The organism is Devosia insulae DS-56, assembly GCF_000970465.2.
In the GTDB taxonomy this organism is placed as follows: Bacteria; Pseudomonadota; Alphaproteobacteria; order Rhizobiales; family Devosiaceae; genus Devosia_A; species Devosia_A insulae.
Genome location: NZ_LAJE02000158.1, coordinates 46,106 through 61,907, shown reverse-complemented (window position 1 = coordinate 61,907; position 15,802 = coordinate 46,106). Strand labels below are relative to the sequence as shown.

Sequence of the window (15,802 nt, the reverse complement as noted above, 5' to 3'; positions counted from 1 at the left end):
TTTCTATCCGGTGACCGACACGGTCGGCGACTGACGCTCTGGAGACTTCCATGAAGATTGCAGTGTTGCGGGAACGCGCCGACGGGGAGACGCGTGTCGCGGCGACGCCCGAGACGGTCACCAAGCTGATCGGGCTCGGCGCCGAAGTCGCCATCGAGGCGGGGGCAGGCGAACTGGCCCGCTTCCCGGACAAGGACTACGCCGCTGCTGGCGCCAGCATCGGCAATGCCGCGGCAACCATCAAGGGCGCCGATATCGTCCTTACGGTGCGCCGCCCCACTGCCAGCAGCCTTGCCGGCGCAACTGCCGGCGCGCTGGTGATCGGCGCGATGGACCCCTATGGCAACGAGGCCGAGATCGCGTCGCTGGCCAAGGCCGGCGTCACCACCGTCGCCATGGAGTTCATGCCGCGCATCACCCGCGCCCAGGTGATGGATATTCTCTCGAGCCAGGCCAACCTTGCCGGCTACCAGGCGGTGATCGATGCCGCCGGGGCGTTCGACCGCGCCATGCCGATGATGATGACCGCCGCCGGCACGGTTCGCCCGGCCAAGGTGTTCGTGATGGGCGCCGGCGTCGCCGGACTGCAGGCCATCGCTACCGCCAAGCGCCTCGGCGCTGTGGTTACCGCCACCGACGTGCGCGCCGCCGCCGGCGAGCAGGTGGAATCGCTCGGCGCCAAGTTCATCATGACCGAGGCGCTGAAGGATGCCTCGGGCACTGGCGGCTATGCGCGTGAGCTGACCAAGGACGAGCAGGCGGCGCAGGCCGAGCTGGTTGCCGGTCATATCGCCAAGCAGGACATCGTCATTACCACGGCGCTGATCCCCGGCCGCCCGGCACCCAAGCTGGTGACCAGGGCAATGGTCGAGTCGATGGCGCCGGGTTCGGTGCTGGTCGATCTCGCGGCTGAGCGTGGCGGCAATATCGAACTGACCCAGCCGGGCAAGACCGTCACTACGGTCAACGGCGCGACGATCATCGGCTTCACCAATGTCGCCGGCCGGCTCGCCACTTCGGCCAGCCAGCTCTATTCGCGCAACCTCGTCTCCTTCCTCGAGACGCTGATCGACAAGAAGGAGAAGGTGCTGGCGGTGAACTGGGACGACGAGCTGGTGAAGGCGACCGTGCTCACCCGCGACGGCGCCATCGTCCATCCCAACATCAAGGTCGATGCGGTCCTGGCGGCTGCGAAGCCCGCGGCCGTAAAGGCCGCCGAGCCGAATAAGGCCGGTGCCACAAGCAAGGCCGCGGCGCCCAAGCCGGCTGCAGCGCCGAAGGCGGAGGCGGCACCATCCGCCCCCGCCAAGACCGCAGCAGTGGCCAAAGCCATCGGCGGCAAGGTGAAAAAGGCTGCGCCGATTGTCGCGCCGATCGCCAAGGCCGCGGCGCCCAAGGACGCGACTGCGCCCAAGAAGGCTGCTGCCAAGCCGGCGGCCGCGAAAGCTGCTGCCAAGCCTGTCGCCGCCAAGGCGGCCAAACCGGCTGCGGCAAAACCCTCGACTGCCAAGGGGAAGAAGTAAATGGAACAGACCGCTGCGCACACTGCGGATGCCATCACTGTGGCGGTCAGCGCCGCCACCGGTGGCGCCATCGACCCGTTCGTCTTCCGCCTGTCGATCTTCGTTCTCGCCATCGCCGTGGGGTACTACGTGGTGTGGAGCGTCACCCCGGCGCTGCATACGCCGCTGATGAGCGTCACCAACGCCATCTCTTCGGTGATCGTGGTCGGTGCGCTGCTCGCGGTCGGCGTGCCGCTCGCCGCCGACAGCAACTGGGTGTCAAAACTCTTCGGTTTCCTCGCGCTGGTGCTCGCCAGCGTCAACATCTTCGGCGGCTTCCTTGTCACCCAGCGCATGCTGGCGATGTACAAGAAGAAGGAAGCGCCGGCCGGCAAGACGGGAAAACACTGATGTTCAAGCGCTTTATCGCCGCCATTGCGGTCATCGCCACCCTCAGCACGCCGGTCTTTGCCGCCGAGTTCACCGACGAGCAGCTCGAGGGGCTCGCCGCCCGGATCGAGAGCTTTGATGCGGCGATGAAGGCCAGCGACATGTCCGAGGTGATGGACGTCGTGCCGCCCAAGGTGCTCGACAAGATCGCCGCCAACTTCAACGTCACCACCGAGCAGCTGATTGAAGCGACGCAGCAGCAGATGGACCAGGTGATGAAGGATGTGGAAATCGTTTCCTTCGCCATGGACCTCGAAGCGGCTGAGTATTTCGAAACCGCCGACGGCACCCCCTATGCGCTGATCCCCACCGAGACGGTGATGGATCTGGGCGAGGCCGGCGGCAAGGTGAAGGCCACGTCGTCGACCCTCGGCATGTTCGATGAAGAGACCTGGTACCTGGTGCGCGTCGAAGATGCGCAGCAGGTGGCGATCCTCAAGGAAGTCTACCCCGCCTTCGTCGATGTGGAGTTCCCCACCGGCAGCATGGAGCCCGTTACGGAATGATCGACGCCAGTTTCGCCGCCGTTCTCTACCTCGTCTCGGGCGTGCTGTTCATCCTGGCGCTGCGCGGGCTCTCGAGCCCGGCCTCGTCGCGGCAGGGCAACACTTTCGGCATGGTCGGCATGGGCATCGCCATCGTCACCACGCTGCTGGTGGCCGGCGTTTCCGACTGGCTGAGCTGGGTGCTGATCATCGGCGGCCTCGCCATTGGTGGCGGCATCGGCGCGGTGCTGGCGCGCAAGGTCAAGATGACCGACATGCCGCAACTGGTCGCCGCGTTCCACTCACTGGTCGGCCTCGCCGCGGTGTTCGCGGCGGCTGCGGCGCTCTATGCGCCCGAGGCCTTCGGCATCGGCACGGTCGGCCATATCCACGCCCAGGCGCTGATCGAGATGAGTCTCGGCGTCGCCATCGGCGCTTTCACCTTCACCGGTTCGGTCATCGCCTTCGCCAAGCTCAACGGCAATATGAGCGGCAAGCCGATCATCCTGCCATTCCGCCATATCATACACATCGCCCTCGGGCTGTTGCTGCTGGTGCTGATCTGGGCCTTCGCGGTCACCGTCGATCCGTTGTGGTTCTGGGCCATCACCGTCGTCGCGCTGGTGCTGGGCGGGCTGATGATCATCCCGATCGGCGGCGCCGACATGCCGGTGGTGGTCTCGATGCTCAACTCCTATTCGGGCTGGGCGGCGGCTGGCATCGGCTTCACGCTGGGCAATACCGCGCTGATCATCACCGGGGCGCTGGTGGGTTCGTCCGGCGCCATCCTCAGCTACATCATGTGCAAGGCGATGAACCGCAGCTTCATCTCGGTGATCCTCGGCGGTTTCGGCGGCGACAGCGCCGCCGCCGGCGCGGGCGAAGAAGAGACGCGGCCGGTCAAGCAGGGCTCGTCCGAGGACGCGGCCTTCATGATGAAGAACGCCGGCAAGGTCATTATCGTCCCCGGTTACGGCATGGCCGTGGCCCAGGCCCAGCATGCGCTGCGCGAAATGGCCGACCTGCTGAAGGCCGAGGGTGTCGAAGTGAAGTACGCTATCCACCCGGTGGCCGGCCGTATGCCGGGCCACATGAACGTGCTGCTCGCCGAAGCGAACGTGCCCTATGACGAGGTGTTCGAGCTCGAGGACATCAACTCCGAGTTCGCCCAGACCGATGTCGCCTTCGTCATCGGCGCCAACGACGTCACCAACCCCGCGGCCAAGACCGACAAGACCTCGCCGATTTACGGCATGCCGGTGCTGAACGTCGAAGACGCCGGCACGGTGCTGTTCATCAAACGCGGCATGGCGGCCGGCTATGCCGGCGTCCAGAACGAGCTGTTCTTCCGCGACAACACCATGATGCTGTTCGGTGACGCCAAGAAGGTCACCGAAGACATCGTCAAGGCGCTCGGGCACTAGATCAGCCGACTTCCGTCATCGCCAATGCCGAACGAGAGTCGCCCGAGGGCGGCTCTCTGCACTTCTGGACTGGCCCGATCAATCTCCTCCGTGCCAGCGGAGCTGTCATCGTGCCGAGTGGTTCGGCCCCTGCTGGTCGTCGCCACCCGGCCTGCCACCGCTGTGCCATCACTCTGGTGATCTCCCTATTGACCTCAACTTCACTTGAGGTCGTATCCAGTCTGCCTTTCCAGCAAAGGGCACGGCCGTCATGGATCTCACGTTCAATATCCTTCTCATCATTCATCTCGCGGCCTTCGGGCTGGCCATTACCACCACCATCGCGGCGCCGCTGATCGGCAGCCGTATCGCCGCGGCGCCGCCCGATGCACGACCGCTGCTCGGCGGCATCGGCAAACGCCTTTCCATCAACGCCCGCATCGCCTTCGGCCTGCTGCTGATCACCGGCATCGCCATGGTCTATGTCCGCTATGGCGGGTTCGAAGGGCAGAGCATCTGGTTCTTCATCAAGATGGGGCTGGTGGTCGTCGTGCTGATCGCCATGATCATCGGCATCGTCGCCAAGCCGGGCACCATCAGCCCACAGGTAATGGGCTGGATCACCCGGCTCGCCATGGCCGGCATCGTCATCAGCGCCGTTATGGCATTCAACTAAGGCATCTCGCGATTGGACCGCACCGAAGTCTGGCCCTGGACGTAACCACCGGGTCATTCCCGCGAAAGCGGGAACCTCGGTTTTCTTGGCCGCGCCACCATCGCAAACGCAGATCCCCGCTTTCGCGGGGATGACACCGCGGGTAGGGAGTTCGATAGGCAGTTTGGCGGATGCAGGTTACCTCGGGGTGCGGTCATGCGCCGCCGGGGCAGGCAGGTCGGAGGATGCAGGTTACCTCGGTGTGCGTTCTTGCGCCGCCGGGGCTCAGCCGCCATGTGTGGCCGGTTCAGCCAACGAGGACCACCGTGCCGCGCACCGTCAAGATCGACCTGTTTACCGACACCGTCTGCCCGTGGTGCCTCGTCGGCTCGGCGCGGCTCGACCAGGCGATCGCCGCATTGCCGGATGACGTGGTGGTCGAGGTGGAGAACCATCCGTTCTATCTCGATCCCAACACGCCCGAGGAAGGCGTGGTGGTGGCCGACATGCTGCGCGAGAAGTATGGCCGCGACCCCAAGGAGATGTGGGCGCGCGTCGAGGGCGAGGCCAAAAAGTCCGGCATCGACCTCGATCTCAGCCAGCAGCCGCGCTCGTTCCCCACCCGCAAGGGCCACACGCTGGTGCGGCTCGCCAAGGCCAAGGGCACCCAGCACGCGCTGGCCAATGCCATCGCCTGGGGCTATTTCATGGATCACCAGCTGATCAATGACGACGAAGTGCTGGCTGGCGTTGCGACACAGCACGGCTTCACTCATGCTGAGGCTCTCGACGCTGTGCGAAACCCGCGTGAGCTGGCGATCACCCACGAACTGGCGGTTGCCGCGGCGCAGCAGGGCATCCAGGGCGTGCCGTTCTTCGTGTTCGACAACAAGTTCGCCGTATCCGGCTGCCAGCCGGCCGAAGTGTTCGACCGGGCCCTCGAGTTTGCCCTCGATCCCGAGAAGATGAAGGCCGCGCAGGGCTGACATCACTCCGCCGCCATGGCATGCCCTTTCGGCAACGGAGGGTATGAGATGCAGCGGCTGGGACGGATCGCCATCGGGGCCGGCATCGTCGCGGTGCTGGCCTATGCCATGGTGCTGGGCGCCATGTATTTTTTCCAGCGCGATTTTCAGTACGACCGCAGCGGGCGGCTGTTCGGTTTGAGCGAGACGAAGCTCACCGCGGCGGAGCTGGTGAGCATCCCGACCGCCGATGGCTCGTCCCTCACCGGCTGGTACCAGCCGCCGGCTGCCGGCAAGCCGCTGATCGTCTATTTCCGCGGCAATGCGCAGAGCTTCTCGCGTGAGCATGAGCGCTTTGCGGCGTTCGTCGCCGATGGCTATGGTTTCCTCGCCTTCGACTATCGTGGCTTTCCCGGCTCGCCCGGCGAGGTGAGCGAGGCGAACATCCTCGCCGATGGCCTCGCGGCCTATGACTGGGCGGCCGACAAAGGTTTTCCGATCGTCCTCTGGGGGCGTTCGCTCGGCTCGGGGCCCGCCACCTATGTGGCGAGCCTCAGGGAGGCCGATGCGTTGCTGCTGGAGACGCCGTTCGACTCCGCGGTCTCGGTTGCCGCCGACCGTTACTGGTTCCTTCCGGTCGGGCTGCTGATGGCCGACCAGTTTCCGGTGGACCAGTGGATCAAGGATGTGACCGAGCCAGTCTATGTGGCACACGGCACGGCCGATCGCACCATTGGCGTCAACCACGGGGAGCGGGTCTATGCGCTGGCGCCGAACCCGGATGAGCTCTGGATCGAACCTGGGGCAGGGCACAGCGATATGTGGGCGCGAGGACTGTGGGAGCGGGCGAAGGGGTTCTTTCAGCGGGCAGAGGCTGGGGTGCGCTAGATGCGCGGTCCGCACCGGCCAAAATGAAAACGCCGGCCCCCAGGGACCGGCGTTTCAATTTCAGCGTTATGTGTCGGCTCAGTACAGGGTCAGGCCCGAGAAGGCGACCGAGTAGTTGAGGCCGGTCTGGCCCTGGATCGACCACGGCTGCAGGGCGAAGCCCTTGCGCGAGCCGCCGATCAGCCAGTTGCCGCCGAGGCCGACGCCAATGGTGGCTTCAGCCGAACCGCCAACGTAGGTGCCGGCCAGCGAGCCCTTGCCGTACTTGGTGTTGGAGGCCGAGAACACCAGCCAGACGATCTCGGTGCGGCCGGTGACGCCGATGTCGATGCCGAGCTTCTTGATGTTGCCCTGATAGCGCTCGGTCTTGTAGCCGTCGCGCTTGAAGCGGCAGGTCATATCCTTGGACGAGCCGATGATGAAACCGATACCGGCTTCGACGGAGCAGCTGAGTACGCCGACCTTGACCTGGGTGGCGGCCTGGGCGGCGCCGGCGGTCATGAGCATGACGGCAGCGGCGGCCGCGGCGATGAACTTCTTCATGTTGGAGTCCCCAATGTTTGACGCGTTTATAGTCGACCCAGAGTGGATCGGGAGTCTATCCGTTGCCGCCAACGGCACAAGGCCTCATCCGGTTGCGCACAAACTGCACAAATATGAGCGAATTCTGGCGGTACGTAACAAAAACGCCGCCCTTGTGAGGCGGCGTTCCTGAACCAAATCTGAACGCCTCTTACGGGCGTGCGGGACGCGCTGCCGCGGCGGGGGCGGGCAGACCGCCTTCACGCTGGGCGCGCTTGCGGGCAAGCTTACGGGCGCGGCGCACGGCCTCGGCCTTCTGGCGCGCCTTCTTCTCGGACGGCTTCTCGTAGTAGTTGCGAAGCTTCATCTCGCGGAAGACACCTTCGCGCTGGAGCTTCTTCTTCAGTGCGCGCAGCGCCTGGTCAACATTGTTATCGCGAACAACTACTTGCAAGCGCAACCGCCCTTCGTAATCAGTCAGAACTGTTTGAGGTGAGCGCCCCCAAAGGAGCGCCGACCGGCTGAACCGGTCATTCGTGGGCGGCTATATAGGCCAATCGAAACGGCTTGTCCACACCACCAAGCGTCGGAAATCGCTCATTTTGCGCGCTTTTTCAACGCAACGCGGTTGATGTGACCCATTTTCCGGCCGCGGCGCGACTCGGCTTTGCCATAGGCATGCGGCCGAATGCTGGGGCCAAGCCGCTCGGGAATCGCGCTGATTTCGTCGCCGATCAGGTTCTCCATCACCACGTCGGCCATGCGGCCGGGGTCGCCCAGCGGCCAGTTGAGCACGGCGCGGATATGCTGCTCGAACTGGTCGGTGATGGCCACGGCCTCGGTCCAGTGCCCGGAATTGTGCACCCGCGGCGCGATCTCGTTGACCAGCAGCTTGCCGCCCGGCAGCACGAAGAACTCGACGCCGAGCACCCCGACATAATCGAGCGCCGTGGCGATCTCAGACGCGATCTCGACCGCCTTCTTCGCGGTCTTCGAACTGATGTCGGCCGGCACTGTGCTGGTCTTGAGGATATGGTCGCGATGGACATTCTCGGCCGGATCGAACGCCGCGACTTCGCCCTGCGCGTTGCGCGCCACCACCACCGAGATTTCCTTGTCGAAGGCGATGAAGCCTTCCAGCACCAGTGGTTTGGGCGACAGCAGTTCCCAGGCGAGGGCGGCATCTTCCATATTGTTGACGATGCGCTGGCCCTTGCCGTCATAGCCGAGCCGAGTGGTCTTCAGCACCGCGGGCGTGCCGATCTCCTCGAGCTCGGCCTCGAGCCGGTCGAGATCGGCGATTGCTGCGAACGGCGCCACCGGGATGCGGTTGATGGTGAGGAAGGCCTTCTCGGCCAGCCGGTCCTGCGACACGGCCAGCGCATTGGCGCCGGGGCGCAGCGGCTTCAAATTGGCGAGGAAGGCGGCAGTCTTGGCCGGGACGTTCTCGAATTCATAGGTGACGACATCGACACCGGCGGCAAAAGCGGCGAGCGCCGCTTCGTCGTCATAGGCGGCGACGGTTTTCAGCGGCGTGACGTCGAAGGCCGGGCTGTCGGGATCCGGGCAGTAGATATGGGTCTTCATCCCCAGCCGGGCGGCGGCGAGCGCCAGCATGCGGCCGAGCTGGCCGCCGCCGAGGATACCGATGGTGCTGCCCTGTGGCAGCGGCGAGACGTCAGACATCGTCGGATGGAAACTCGGGGATGGAAGCGGTCTGGTCGGCGCGGAAATCGTCGAGTGCTGAAGCAATCTCGGGGTCGGAGAGCGCGAGGATGGCGGCGGCCAGCAGGGCGGCGTTGATGGCGCGGGCGCGGCCGATGGCCAGCGTGCCCACCGGGATACCGGGCGGCATCTGGACGATCGAGAGCAGGCTATCCTCACCGCCGAGCGCCGCGGTCTGCGCCGGCACGCCGAGCACGGGCAGGGGGGTCAGCGCGGCCACCATGCCGGGTAGATGCGCGGCACCACCGGCCGAGGCGATGATCACCTGAAAGCCCTCGGCCTTGGCACCCCTCGCGAATTCGTACATGCGGTCGGGCGTGCGATGCGCCGAGATGATGCGCGCTTCGTAGTCGATCTTCAGCGCGTCGAGCGTCTCGGCGGCATGGCGCAGGTTCGGCCAGTCCGACTGGCTGCCCATGATGATGGCGACGGGTGGCGAGGTCGGCACTTAGGTCCCCCGGAAGGCGCGGCTCATGCCTAGTTTTGTCGCGCAGTCGAACCGCAAAGCTTGCAACTTTTGCTGACTACGCTCCGAATTCTCACCCATATGTAAGAGCTCCGCTGAGCGCAAGCGGCTAGCCCTCGTGCTTTACTCAGGCAGCCGTCGGCGGCCGGTCGAGGGCACAGGCCAACGCATCGAGGGCGCTGCGGTCGGCCAGCTCGATCGAGCCCTCCGGCAGCCCAAGGATACGGTCGATGACGGTGCCCAGATACTCCATCTTGTCGAGCAGGCGCTGCGACAGCCGCTCGAAATGCAGCCGGTCGCGGGTCTGGTAGAGCTCGACGATCAGTTCCCGGTTCGAGGTCATCAGGTGCATGATGGTCTCGGCGGCGCTTTCCGGATCGGGCGTATCGAAGGTCTGCTCGGCAACCCCCTCAACGATAATGCGGGTCAGGATCGGCCGCACCACTTCGGTGACGGCGCGCTGGGTGCGCTCGAACAGTTGCAGGTTCTCGGCCCGGAACATCGGCTCGAACGTGGCGCGCAGTTCCGCCGCGGTCTCGGTCTTGTGACGGCGCATGGTGCCGAGAAAGCCGGCGAGCTTGGAGAAGGCATCGAGGGTCGGGTCGGAGAGTTCCGCTTCGGTCAGCGCTGCGGTCTGGCGCGCATAGCGGCAGGCGAGGGCCTCGACCAGGTCCTCCTTCGATTCGAAGTGGTGGTAGAAGGCGCCCTTCGAGACGCCGACGGCGGCGATGATCTGGCTGACCGAGGTCGAGTCGTAGCCGTTGCCGGCAAACAATCGCTGCGCCGCATCAAGGATTTCGTCGCGCCGCGCAGGGGCGCTCTTCACAATTCGAGGAAACGGCATTCCGCCCTCCCAAGGACAGTCGCACGCGTCAAAACCGAGGACCGACCAGCGGTCGGTCAGGTTGTGTAGCATGGTCGGCGATGAAAGGGGAGCGCGGCGCGCCGACGCAGGTGGGTGCTGATCCCGGCAGTCTGCGAATCGTCAGGCGATGATGTCAGGCAGCAGGATGTTCTCGAGCTGTACGATGCGATCCTTGAGGGTGAGCTTCCGCTTCTTCATGCGCTGAATCAGCATCTGGTCGGAGTAGCCGGACGATGAGAGGGTGTGAATGGCGGCGTCGAGGTCGGCATGTTCCTGGCGTTTTGCAGCCAGTTCCAGACCCAGCGCGGCTTCTTGTTCCTTGGTGAGCGGCAGCATCGCAGCGGTTGACGAGGTCCCTCAGCGAGGCGAAATGCCTGTGCGAAAAGGGTTAGCCGATCGGTCGGAGATTTGCACCTGATTTTGCACCGGCGACGATGTGTTGCAGTCTTGCACATCGACAGCGCGTGAAATTTTTGTGACGATCACTGCGTCGAAAAGCTGGAGAGGAGTTGTCATGACGACTGAAGGCCACGTCGAATCGCTCGAGCGGCGTCACCGGGAATTGGACCGGAAGATCGAGGATGAAATGAGCCACCCCAGCCACGATGATTTGTACGTCGCGGCACTGAAGCGCAAGAAACTGGAGATCAAGGACGAGCTGACGCGAATGCTCAGCGAGGCCTGAGGAAACAAACAGAATCCCATGCAGTTGTGAGGGCCACGGCAAGCGCCGCGGCCTTTTTTCATTTTGGGGAGCGAATGGCGAGTAGCGAGTAGCGAGTGGTTGGAGCGCTACTCGCTATTCGCCACTCACTGTTCGCTCATTTGAAATCGTTGATCTCGAACCAGTAGCCGTTCGGATCCTCTACGAACACGGCGCGCATGCCGTCGGGGCGGGTGTTTACCGCGCCCGGGTTGCCCTGCATGTCGGAGAACGGCGTGCCCCGTGCCCTGAGGTGCTCCAGCACGGCCTCGAAATCGGGAGCGGAGAGGGCGAAGTGGGTGCGCTTTTCCACATGGGTGCGGCTGATGTCGCCGGCCTGGATATGGAAGCGCTGGCTGTTGCCGAATTCGAACCAGCGGATATGAGTGCCGCCCATCGGATCGGGCACCTCGCGGATCTGCAGCACCTCGGTGAGGAACTTCGCCGTCTCGTCGAGGTCGCGAACCAGCAGCGCGATGTGGTCGAGGCGATAGTCGATGCTCATATTCTGCTTCTTGTGCCTCAGGCCACAGCGGCAGGGAAGAACACCCCGACCGCGCCATCATAAATCAGTTTCAGCGACAGCAGGAACACCAGCCAATACGTAAGCTGATAAAACCGCTTCACCGAAATCCGCCGCACCAGCCAGACGCCGACGATCACCCCGGCAATGGCGAGCGGGGCGAGAATCGCGGCCCGTTCCAGATTGGCAACGTTGAGCTGGCCGAGGAAGAAGTAGGGGACCAGCTTGGCCGTGTTGACGATGGCGAAGAAGAACGCGGTGGTGCCTGAAAAGATCACCGGCGTCAGCTTCTGCGGCAGCACGTAGATCTGGAAGGGCGGCCCACCGGTGTGACTGATGAAGCTGGTGAAGCCGGCCGCGCCGCCCCAGAACGTACCCCATGGCCGCGACGGCGGCAGCCCCTCGAGCTTCTTGCGCAGCGGCAGCAGCGCATCGAGGATGAACAGCAGCGTCAGAATACCGACGAACAGCAGCACCATGGCGTCGGAGACAAAGCTCCACAGCACCCAGCCGACGACGGTCCCCACGAAGGCGCCAGGCAGCATGATCCTGAGGATGCGCCAGTCGGCATCCTTGCGGTAGGTCCAGACGGCGATGGCGTCCATGACCAGCAGCAAAGGCAGCATCATCCCGGCGGCGTCGCGCGCCGGCATCACCAGGCTGAGGAGCGGCACCCCGACGAGCCCGAGACTGCCCACCAGCCCGGATTTGCTCAGGGCGACAATGAAGACCGCGAGGACTGCGACGGTCCAGAAATAGAGATCGGGCATGGGGAAAGGGGGTGACCGGTGGGGAAGAAGACTGGGCGCTACTCGGAGGCCCGTGGCGCCTTGTTGTCAATATCGCCTTCAGCAGAATGCCCCGGTTCCGGCTGCTGTTCGCGATCCGCCTTCATCACCGCGTCGAGCATTTCAGTGGAGCGGCGGACAAAGCCGATATAGGCGGCCTGGTCGTGCCGCACGACGTAGCTCTCGCGCAGCATGCGGGTGTCGTGCTGCTCGAACGCCTCAGCCACCCGGTGGGCCTCCGCTGCGTCGCGGCCGAGGGCGAGCAGCGCCTCTTCGCCGAGCTTGATGGCGGCGCGGAAGGTCTCGCGCTCGATCACCTGCACGCCGAGCGCCATCAGATCGTGGGCATGCGAGCGGTCGACGGCGCGGGCCGCGACAATGACGTTGGGGTAGTTACGGCGGATCAGCTCGGCGATCCCGAGGATGCGCTCGGCGCCGGCGACGGCAATGACGATCATCCGCGCCTTGTCGGCACCGGCCGCGCGGAGGATCTCGAGGCGGCCGCCATCGCCATAGAACACCTTGACGCCGAAGCGCTTGACCAGCTCGATCTGCGCCGGATCGTCGTCGATCAGCGTCATCTCGAAACCCTGGGCGCGCAGCAGCCGGGTGACGATCTGGCCGAAGCGGCCATAACCGAGGACGATCACCCGGTCATGCGGGTTGGGCACGTCGGGACCGGGCGGCAGCTCGGTTTCGTCGCTGCCATTGCGGTTGAGCCGCGGCGCCCAGAGCCGATCGTAGAGGAAGATCAGGAACGGCGTCGTTGCCATCGAGAGCGCCACCACCACGGTCAGCAGCTCCACCTCGGGCCCCGAGAGGTTGCCGGCAGTGCGGGCGAACTGCAGCACGACGAAGGCGAACTCGCCGGCCTGGCTGAGCAGCACCGCGAGCAGCAGCCGCTCGGCGACGTGCATCTTGAAGAAGGTGGCAAGGACGAACAGCACCAGCATCTTGAGGCTGATCAGTGCCACGACCAAGGCCAGCACGAGCAGCGGGTTCTCGATCACCACGTTGAAGGCGATCGACATGCCCACGGTGATGAAGAACAGCCCCAGCAGCAGGCCCTTGAATGGCTGCAGGTTGCTCTCGAGCTCGTGCCGGTACTCGCTGTCGGCCAACAGCACGCCACCGAAGAAAGCGCCAAGCGCCGGCGACAGCCCAAAACTCTCGGTGACCAGCGCGGCGCCGATCACCAGCGCCAGCGCGAAAGCGGTGAACGCTTCGGGGACGCGGGTGCGGGCGAGCCAGCTCATCAGTGGCCGGATGACGAAGCGCGAACCGAGCAGCGCCGCGGCAAAGGCGCCGACCACCACCAGGGCGATCCACCAGTCGATCGGGTTGTCCACCGCCTCGAGCACGTTCTCGCCGATCGCCTCGATGGGCGAGCCGCCCATGGCGCTGAGCAGCGGGATGATGGCGAGGATCGGGATCACCGCCACGTCCTGCACCAAGAGGATCGCCAGCGAAGCGCGACCGGTGTCGGTCTTGGTGATGTTGCGCTGATCCACCGACTGCATGGCGATGGCAGTGGAGCTCATCGCCAGCGCCAGGCCCACCACCACGGCGTCGGCCCAGACGAAGCCGATCAGCCGCGCCAGCACGGTGACGACGATGGTGGTCGCCGCCATCTGGGTGAGGCCGAGGCCGAACACCTTGTTGCGCATGCGCCAGAGTTCGCTGCCATCGACCTCGAGGCCGATCAGGAACAGCATCATGACGATGCCGAATTCGGCGATCTGGTGGATCAGGTCGGTGTCGGAAACCAGCGCCAGCCCGTAGGGGCCGATCAGCACACCGGCGGCGAGGTAGCCGAGGATGGTGCCGAGCCCGGCCCACTTGAACAGCGGGACGAGCAATACCGTGGCGGCGAGAAGAACAAAGATGGCGAGCAGCAGGTTGATTTCCATCTCTGCTGCCCGCGCTCGACGTCTTACTCTTCGGAATCGCCCTTCAGCGACTTCAGCTTGGCGAACACCGAGTCCGCGTCCAGCTCTTCTTCGCGCTCGGGGCGGCGTTCGGTGTGCTCGTCGTCCTCGGCATGGTCCATGCCGGCACGGCCATGGGCGCCGGCCAGCGCTTCCTCAGCGGTCAGCAGCATGGTGCCCTGTTCGGCGATATCGCCCGGCGCAGCGCCCTTCGAGGCACGGCTCACTTCCAGATCGAGGTCGATCTGGCTGGCGAGGCCGAGCGTCACCGGGTCCATTGGGGTGATGTTGGCATTGTTCCAATGGGTGCCTTCACGCACCGCGTCGATGGTCGACTTGGTGGTGCCGACGAGGCGCATGATCTGCGCGTCCTTCATCTCGGGGTGGTTGCGCAGCAGCCACTTGATGGCGTTGGGGCGCTCGTTGCGGCGCGAGATCGGGGTGTAACGCGGGCCCTTGCGCTTGGGCGCGGCGACGCGGACCTTGGGGTCCGAGATCTTCATGCGGTAGCTCGGGTCGCCTTCGGCCTTCTCGATCTCCTCGCGGGTCAGCTGGCCGTTCTGGATCGGGTTGACGCCCATGATGCCGCTGGCCACGTCGCCGTCAGCGACGCCCTGCACTTCAAGCGGGTGCAACCCGCAAAAAGCGGCGATCTGCTCGAACGAGAGCGCGGTGTTGTCGACCAGCCAGACGGCGGTTGCCTTGGGCATCAGTAGGGGCGTGGCCATGATAAATCTCTCCTTGAGGCGCGGCCGGGTTCTTCCGGTCCGCCCCGCCTCGTCGTCATCCTGAGGGGGAATAATGCGCCTATATACCTGCGGGCTCAGGCCGATTCAATCGGATTGTCGCTATCTTCAGCAGTCTCGCCCCATGGCGTAACGAGGATCAGCTTGCCGTAATTGCCGGGTTGCTCCAGTTCGACATGACCGCGAGCCGCCTCGGCGAGCGGCAGGGCCCGGATCCGCGGGCGGACGATGCGGCCATCGGCAAGCGCCGGCCAGGCCGATTTTGCGAGGCTGCGGGCGATTGCCGCCTTTACCTCGCGGCTCTGTGGCCTGAGCGTCGAGCCCGAGAGCGTCAGCTGCTTCATCAGGATCAGGCTGGCATTGATCTCGGATTTCGGCCCGCCGAGCGTCGAGACGATGACGATGTGGCCAAAGCGGGCCGCAGCTCGGATATTCTTTTCCAGCGTATCGCCGCCGACAATGTCGACGATGCGGTCGGCGCCTTTGCCGCCAGTGATCGACAGCGTCCGGGCGACGAAATCCTCGCTCGAGCGGTCGATGGTTTCGGCGGCGCCAAGCGCACGGGCATAGGAGGCTTTCTCCGGGCCGGAGACGATAGCGATGGGATTGGCGCCGTGCAGCCGGGCGATCTGGATCGCCGCCCCGCCAATGCCGCCGGCCGCGCCATGGATCAGCACCTGCATGCCCGGCGCCAGCCCGGCCCGCATGACCAGCGTCTGCTCGATGGTGAAGAAGGTCTCAGGCAGCGCCGCACCTGCGAGCATCGACCAGCCGGTGGGAACCGGCAGCACCTGCCCGGATGGCACCGCGACGTACTCGGCATAGCCTCCGCCATGAGTCAGCGCCACCACCGGATCGCCGAGCGACCAGCCGCGCACACCCCGGCCGATTGCCGCGATCTCGCCGCCGACCTCGAGACCGGGCAGCGGCGAGGCATCGGGCGGCGGGTTGTAAGTGCCGCGGCGCTGGCCGAGATCGGGCGCGTTGAGCCCGGCGGCCGCGACACGGATCAACACCTCGCCCGGTCCCGGTTGCGGCACTGGCAGGCGCACCGGCTGCAGCACCTCGGGGCCGCCGAACTCGGTGATGGAAATAGCGGTCATTTCTTGCGGGATTGGCATGGCCTTTAGCTAGGACCATGCTGCGGGCGCTGGCAATCGGCTAATCGTTGGGGGACGTCGAAGCCGA

19 protein-coding genes are annotated in these 15,802 nt (G+C 65.1%); 8 read left to right on the top strand and 11 right to left on the bottom strand.

The features are described 5' to 3' along the window. The first annotated feature begins 50 nt into the window (after positions 1–50). The 7 genes from VW23_RS09865 to VW23_RS09835 all read left to right on the top strand — a co-directional run bounded on the left by VW23_RS09865 (position 51) and on the right by VW23_RS09835 (position 6,348). A complete protein-coding gene (locus tag VW23_RS09865; protein ID WP_069909395.1) occupies positions 51–1,523 on the top strand; it encodes a Re/Si-specific NAD(P)(+) transhydrogenase subunit alpha in 1,473 nt (490 codons plus the stop codon). Then, positions 1,524–1,913, top strand: a complete 390-nt coding sequence (locus VW23_RS09860) for an NAD(P) transhydrogenase subunit alpha part 2 (RefSeq protein ID WP_069909394.1) — start codon at positions 1,524–1,526, stop codon at positions 1,911–1,913. Then, positions 1,913–2,458, top strand: coding sequence for a hypothetical protein (locus VW23_RS09855; RefSeq protein WP_069909393.1), 546 nt, complete (start codon positions 1,913–1,915; stop codon positions 2,456–2,458). Before VW23_RS09860 ends, VW23_RS09855 begins: the two co-directional genes overlap by 1 nt. After that, on the top strand, positions 2,455–3,861 hold the full coding sequence (locus VW23_RS09850) for an NAD(P)(+) transhydrogenase (Re/Si-specific) subunit beta (RefSeq protein WP_407065070.1): 1,407 nt from the start codon (positions 2,455–2,457) through the stop codon (positions 3,859–3,861). Before VW23_RS09855 ends, VW23_RS09850 begins: the two co-directional genes overlap by 4 nt. A gap of 250 nt (positions 3,862–4,111) precedes the next feature. Further along, entirely contained in the window at positions 4,112–4,516 is a 405-nt protein-coding gene (locus tag VW23_RS09845; protein WP_069909392.1) for a hypothetical protein, read from the top strand. A gap of 305 nt (positions 4,517–4,821) precedes the next feature. After that, positions 4,822–5,481 carry a DsbA family oxidoreductase gene (locus tag VW23_RS09840; protein WP_069909391.1) on the top strand — a complete coding sequence of 220 codons (660 nt, stop codon included), beginning with the start codon at positions 4,822–4,824 and terminating at the stop codon, positions 5,479–5,481. 48 nt (positions 5,482–5,529) lie between these two features. Then, a complete protein-coding gene (locus VW23_RS09835; protein ID WP_069909390.1) occupies positions 5,530–6,348 on the top strand; it encodes an alpha/beta hydrolase in 819 nt (272 codons plus the stop codon). A gap of 78 nt (positions 6,349–6,426) precedes the next feature. Here VW23_RS09835 and VW23_RS09830 read toward each other — a convergent pair whose 3' ends face one another. The 6 genes from VW23_RS09830 to VW23_RS09805 all read right to left on the bottom strand — a co-directional run bounded on the left by VW23_RS09830 (position 6,427) and on the right by VW23_RS09805 (position 10,262). Further along, positions 6,427–6,891, bottom strand: a complete 465-nt coding sequence (locus VW23_RS09830) for a DUF992 domain-containing protein (protein WP_069909389.1) — start codon at positions 6,889–6,891, stop codon at positions 6,427–6,429. A 190-nt stretch (positions 6,892–7,081) separates the two neighbouring features. Continuing rightward, positions 7,082–7,324: a 30S ribosomal protein S21 gene (gene rpsU / locus VW23_RS09825; protein ID WP_055046207.1), complete on the bottom strand. Its 243-nt coding sequence runs from the start codon at positions 7,322–7,324 to the stop codon at positions 7,082–7,084. A 143-nt stretch (positions 7,325–7,467) separates the two neighbouring features. After that, on the bottom strand, positions 7,468–8,556 hold the full coding sequence (locus VW23_RS09820) for a 5-(carboxyamino)imidazole ribonucleotide synthase (protein ID WP_069909388.1): 1,089 nt from the start codon (positions 8,554–8,556) through the stop codon (positions 7,468–7,470). Continuing rightward, positions 8,549–9,013 carry a 5-(carboxyamino)imidazole ribonucleotide mutase gene (gene purE / locus VW23_RS09815; RefSeq protein ID WP_069909410.1) on the bottom strand — a complete coding sequence of 155 codons (465 nt, stop codon included), beginning with the start codon at positions 9,011–9,013 and terminating at the stop codon, positions 8,549–8,551. Before purE ends, VW23_RS09820 begins: the two co-directional genes overlap by 8 nt. A 175-nt stretch (positions 9,014–9,188) precedes the next feature. After that, the gene (locus VW23_RS09810; protein ID WP_069909387.1) at positions 9,189–9,905 is read right to left on the bottom strand and encodes a TetR/AcrR family transcriptional regulator; all 717 of its coding nucleotides are present in this window, start codon (positions 9,903–9,905) and stop codon (positions 9,189–9,191) included. A gap of 141 nt (positions 9,906–10,046) precedes the next feature. Further along, positions 10,047–10,262, bottom strand: a complete 216-nt coding sequence (locus tag VW23_RS09805; protein WP_055883069.1) for a YdcH family protein — start codon at positions 10,260–10,262, stop codon at positions 10,047–10,049. 178 nt (positions 10,263–10,440) lie between these two features. Here VW23_RS09805 and VW23_RS09800 point away from each other — a divergent pair, with 178 nt between their 5' ends. Beyond that, the gene (locus tag VW23_RS09800; protein ID WP_069909386.1) at positions 10,441–10,611 is read left to right on the top strand and encodes a YdcH family protein; all 171 of its coding nucleotides are present in this window, start codon (positions 10,441–10,443) and stop codon (positions 10,609–10,611) included. A gap of 136 nt (positions 10,612–10,747) precedes the next feature. Here VW23_RS09800 and VW23_RS09795 read toward each other — a convergent pair whose 3' ends face one another. The 5 genes from VW23_RS09795 to VW23_RS09775 form a co-directional block, all read right to left on the bottom strand. After that, on the bottom strand, positions 10,748–11,134 hold the full coding sequence (locus VW23_RS09795; RefSeq protein ID WP_069909385.1) for a VOC family protein: 387 nt from the start codon (positions 11,132–11,134) through the stop codon (positions 10,748–10,750). Positions 11,135–11,151: 17 nt separating this feature from the next. Beyond that, positions 11,152–11,922, bottom strand: a complete 771-nt coding sequence (locus VW23_RS09790; protein ID WP_069909384.1) for a sulfite exporter TauE/SafE family protein — start codon at positions 11,920–11,922, stop codon at positions 11,152–11,154. 38 nt (positions 11,923–11,960) lie between these two features. Continuing rightward, positions 11,961–13,850 (bottom strand): monovalent cation:proton antiporter-2 (CPA2) family protein, encoded by a 1,890-nt coding sequence (locus tag VW23_RS09785; RefSeq protein ID WP_069909383.1) that lies wholly within the window; start codon positions 13,848–13,850, stop codon positions 11,961–11,963. Positions 13,851–13,873: 23 nt separating this feature from the next. After that, the gene (locus VW23_RS09780) at positions 13,874–14,596 is read right to left on the bottom strand and encodes a DUF1013 domain-containing protein (RefSeq protein WP_069909382.1); all 723 of its coding nucleotides are present in this window, start codon (positions 14,594–14,596) and stop codon (positions 13,874–13,876) included. A 95-nt stretch (positions 14,597–14,691) separates the two neighbouring features. Beyond that, a complete protein-coding gene (locus VW23_RS09775) occupies positions 14,692–15,717 on the bottom strand; it encodes an NAD(P)H-quinone oxidoreductase (RefSeq protein WP_084645862.1) in 1,026 nt (341 codons plus the stop codon). Positions 15,718–15,802: the final 85 nt, after the last annotated feature.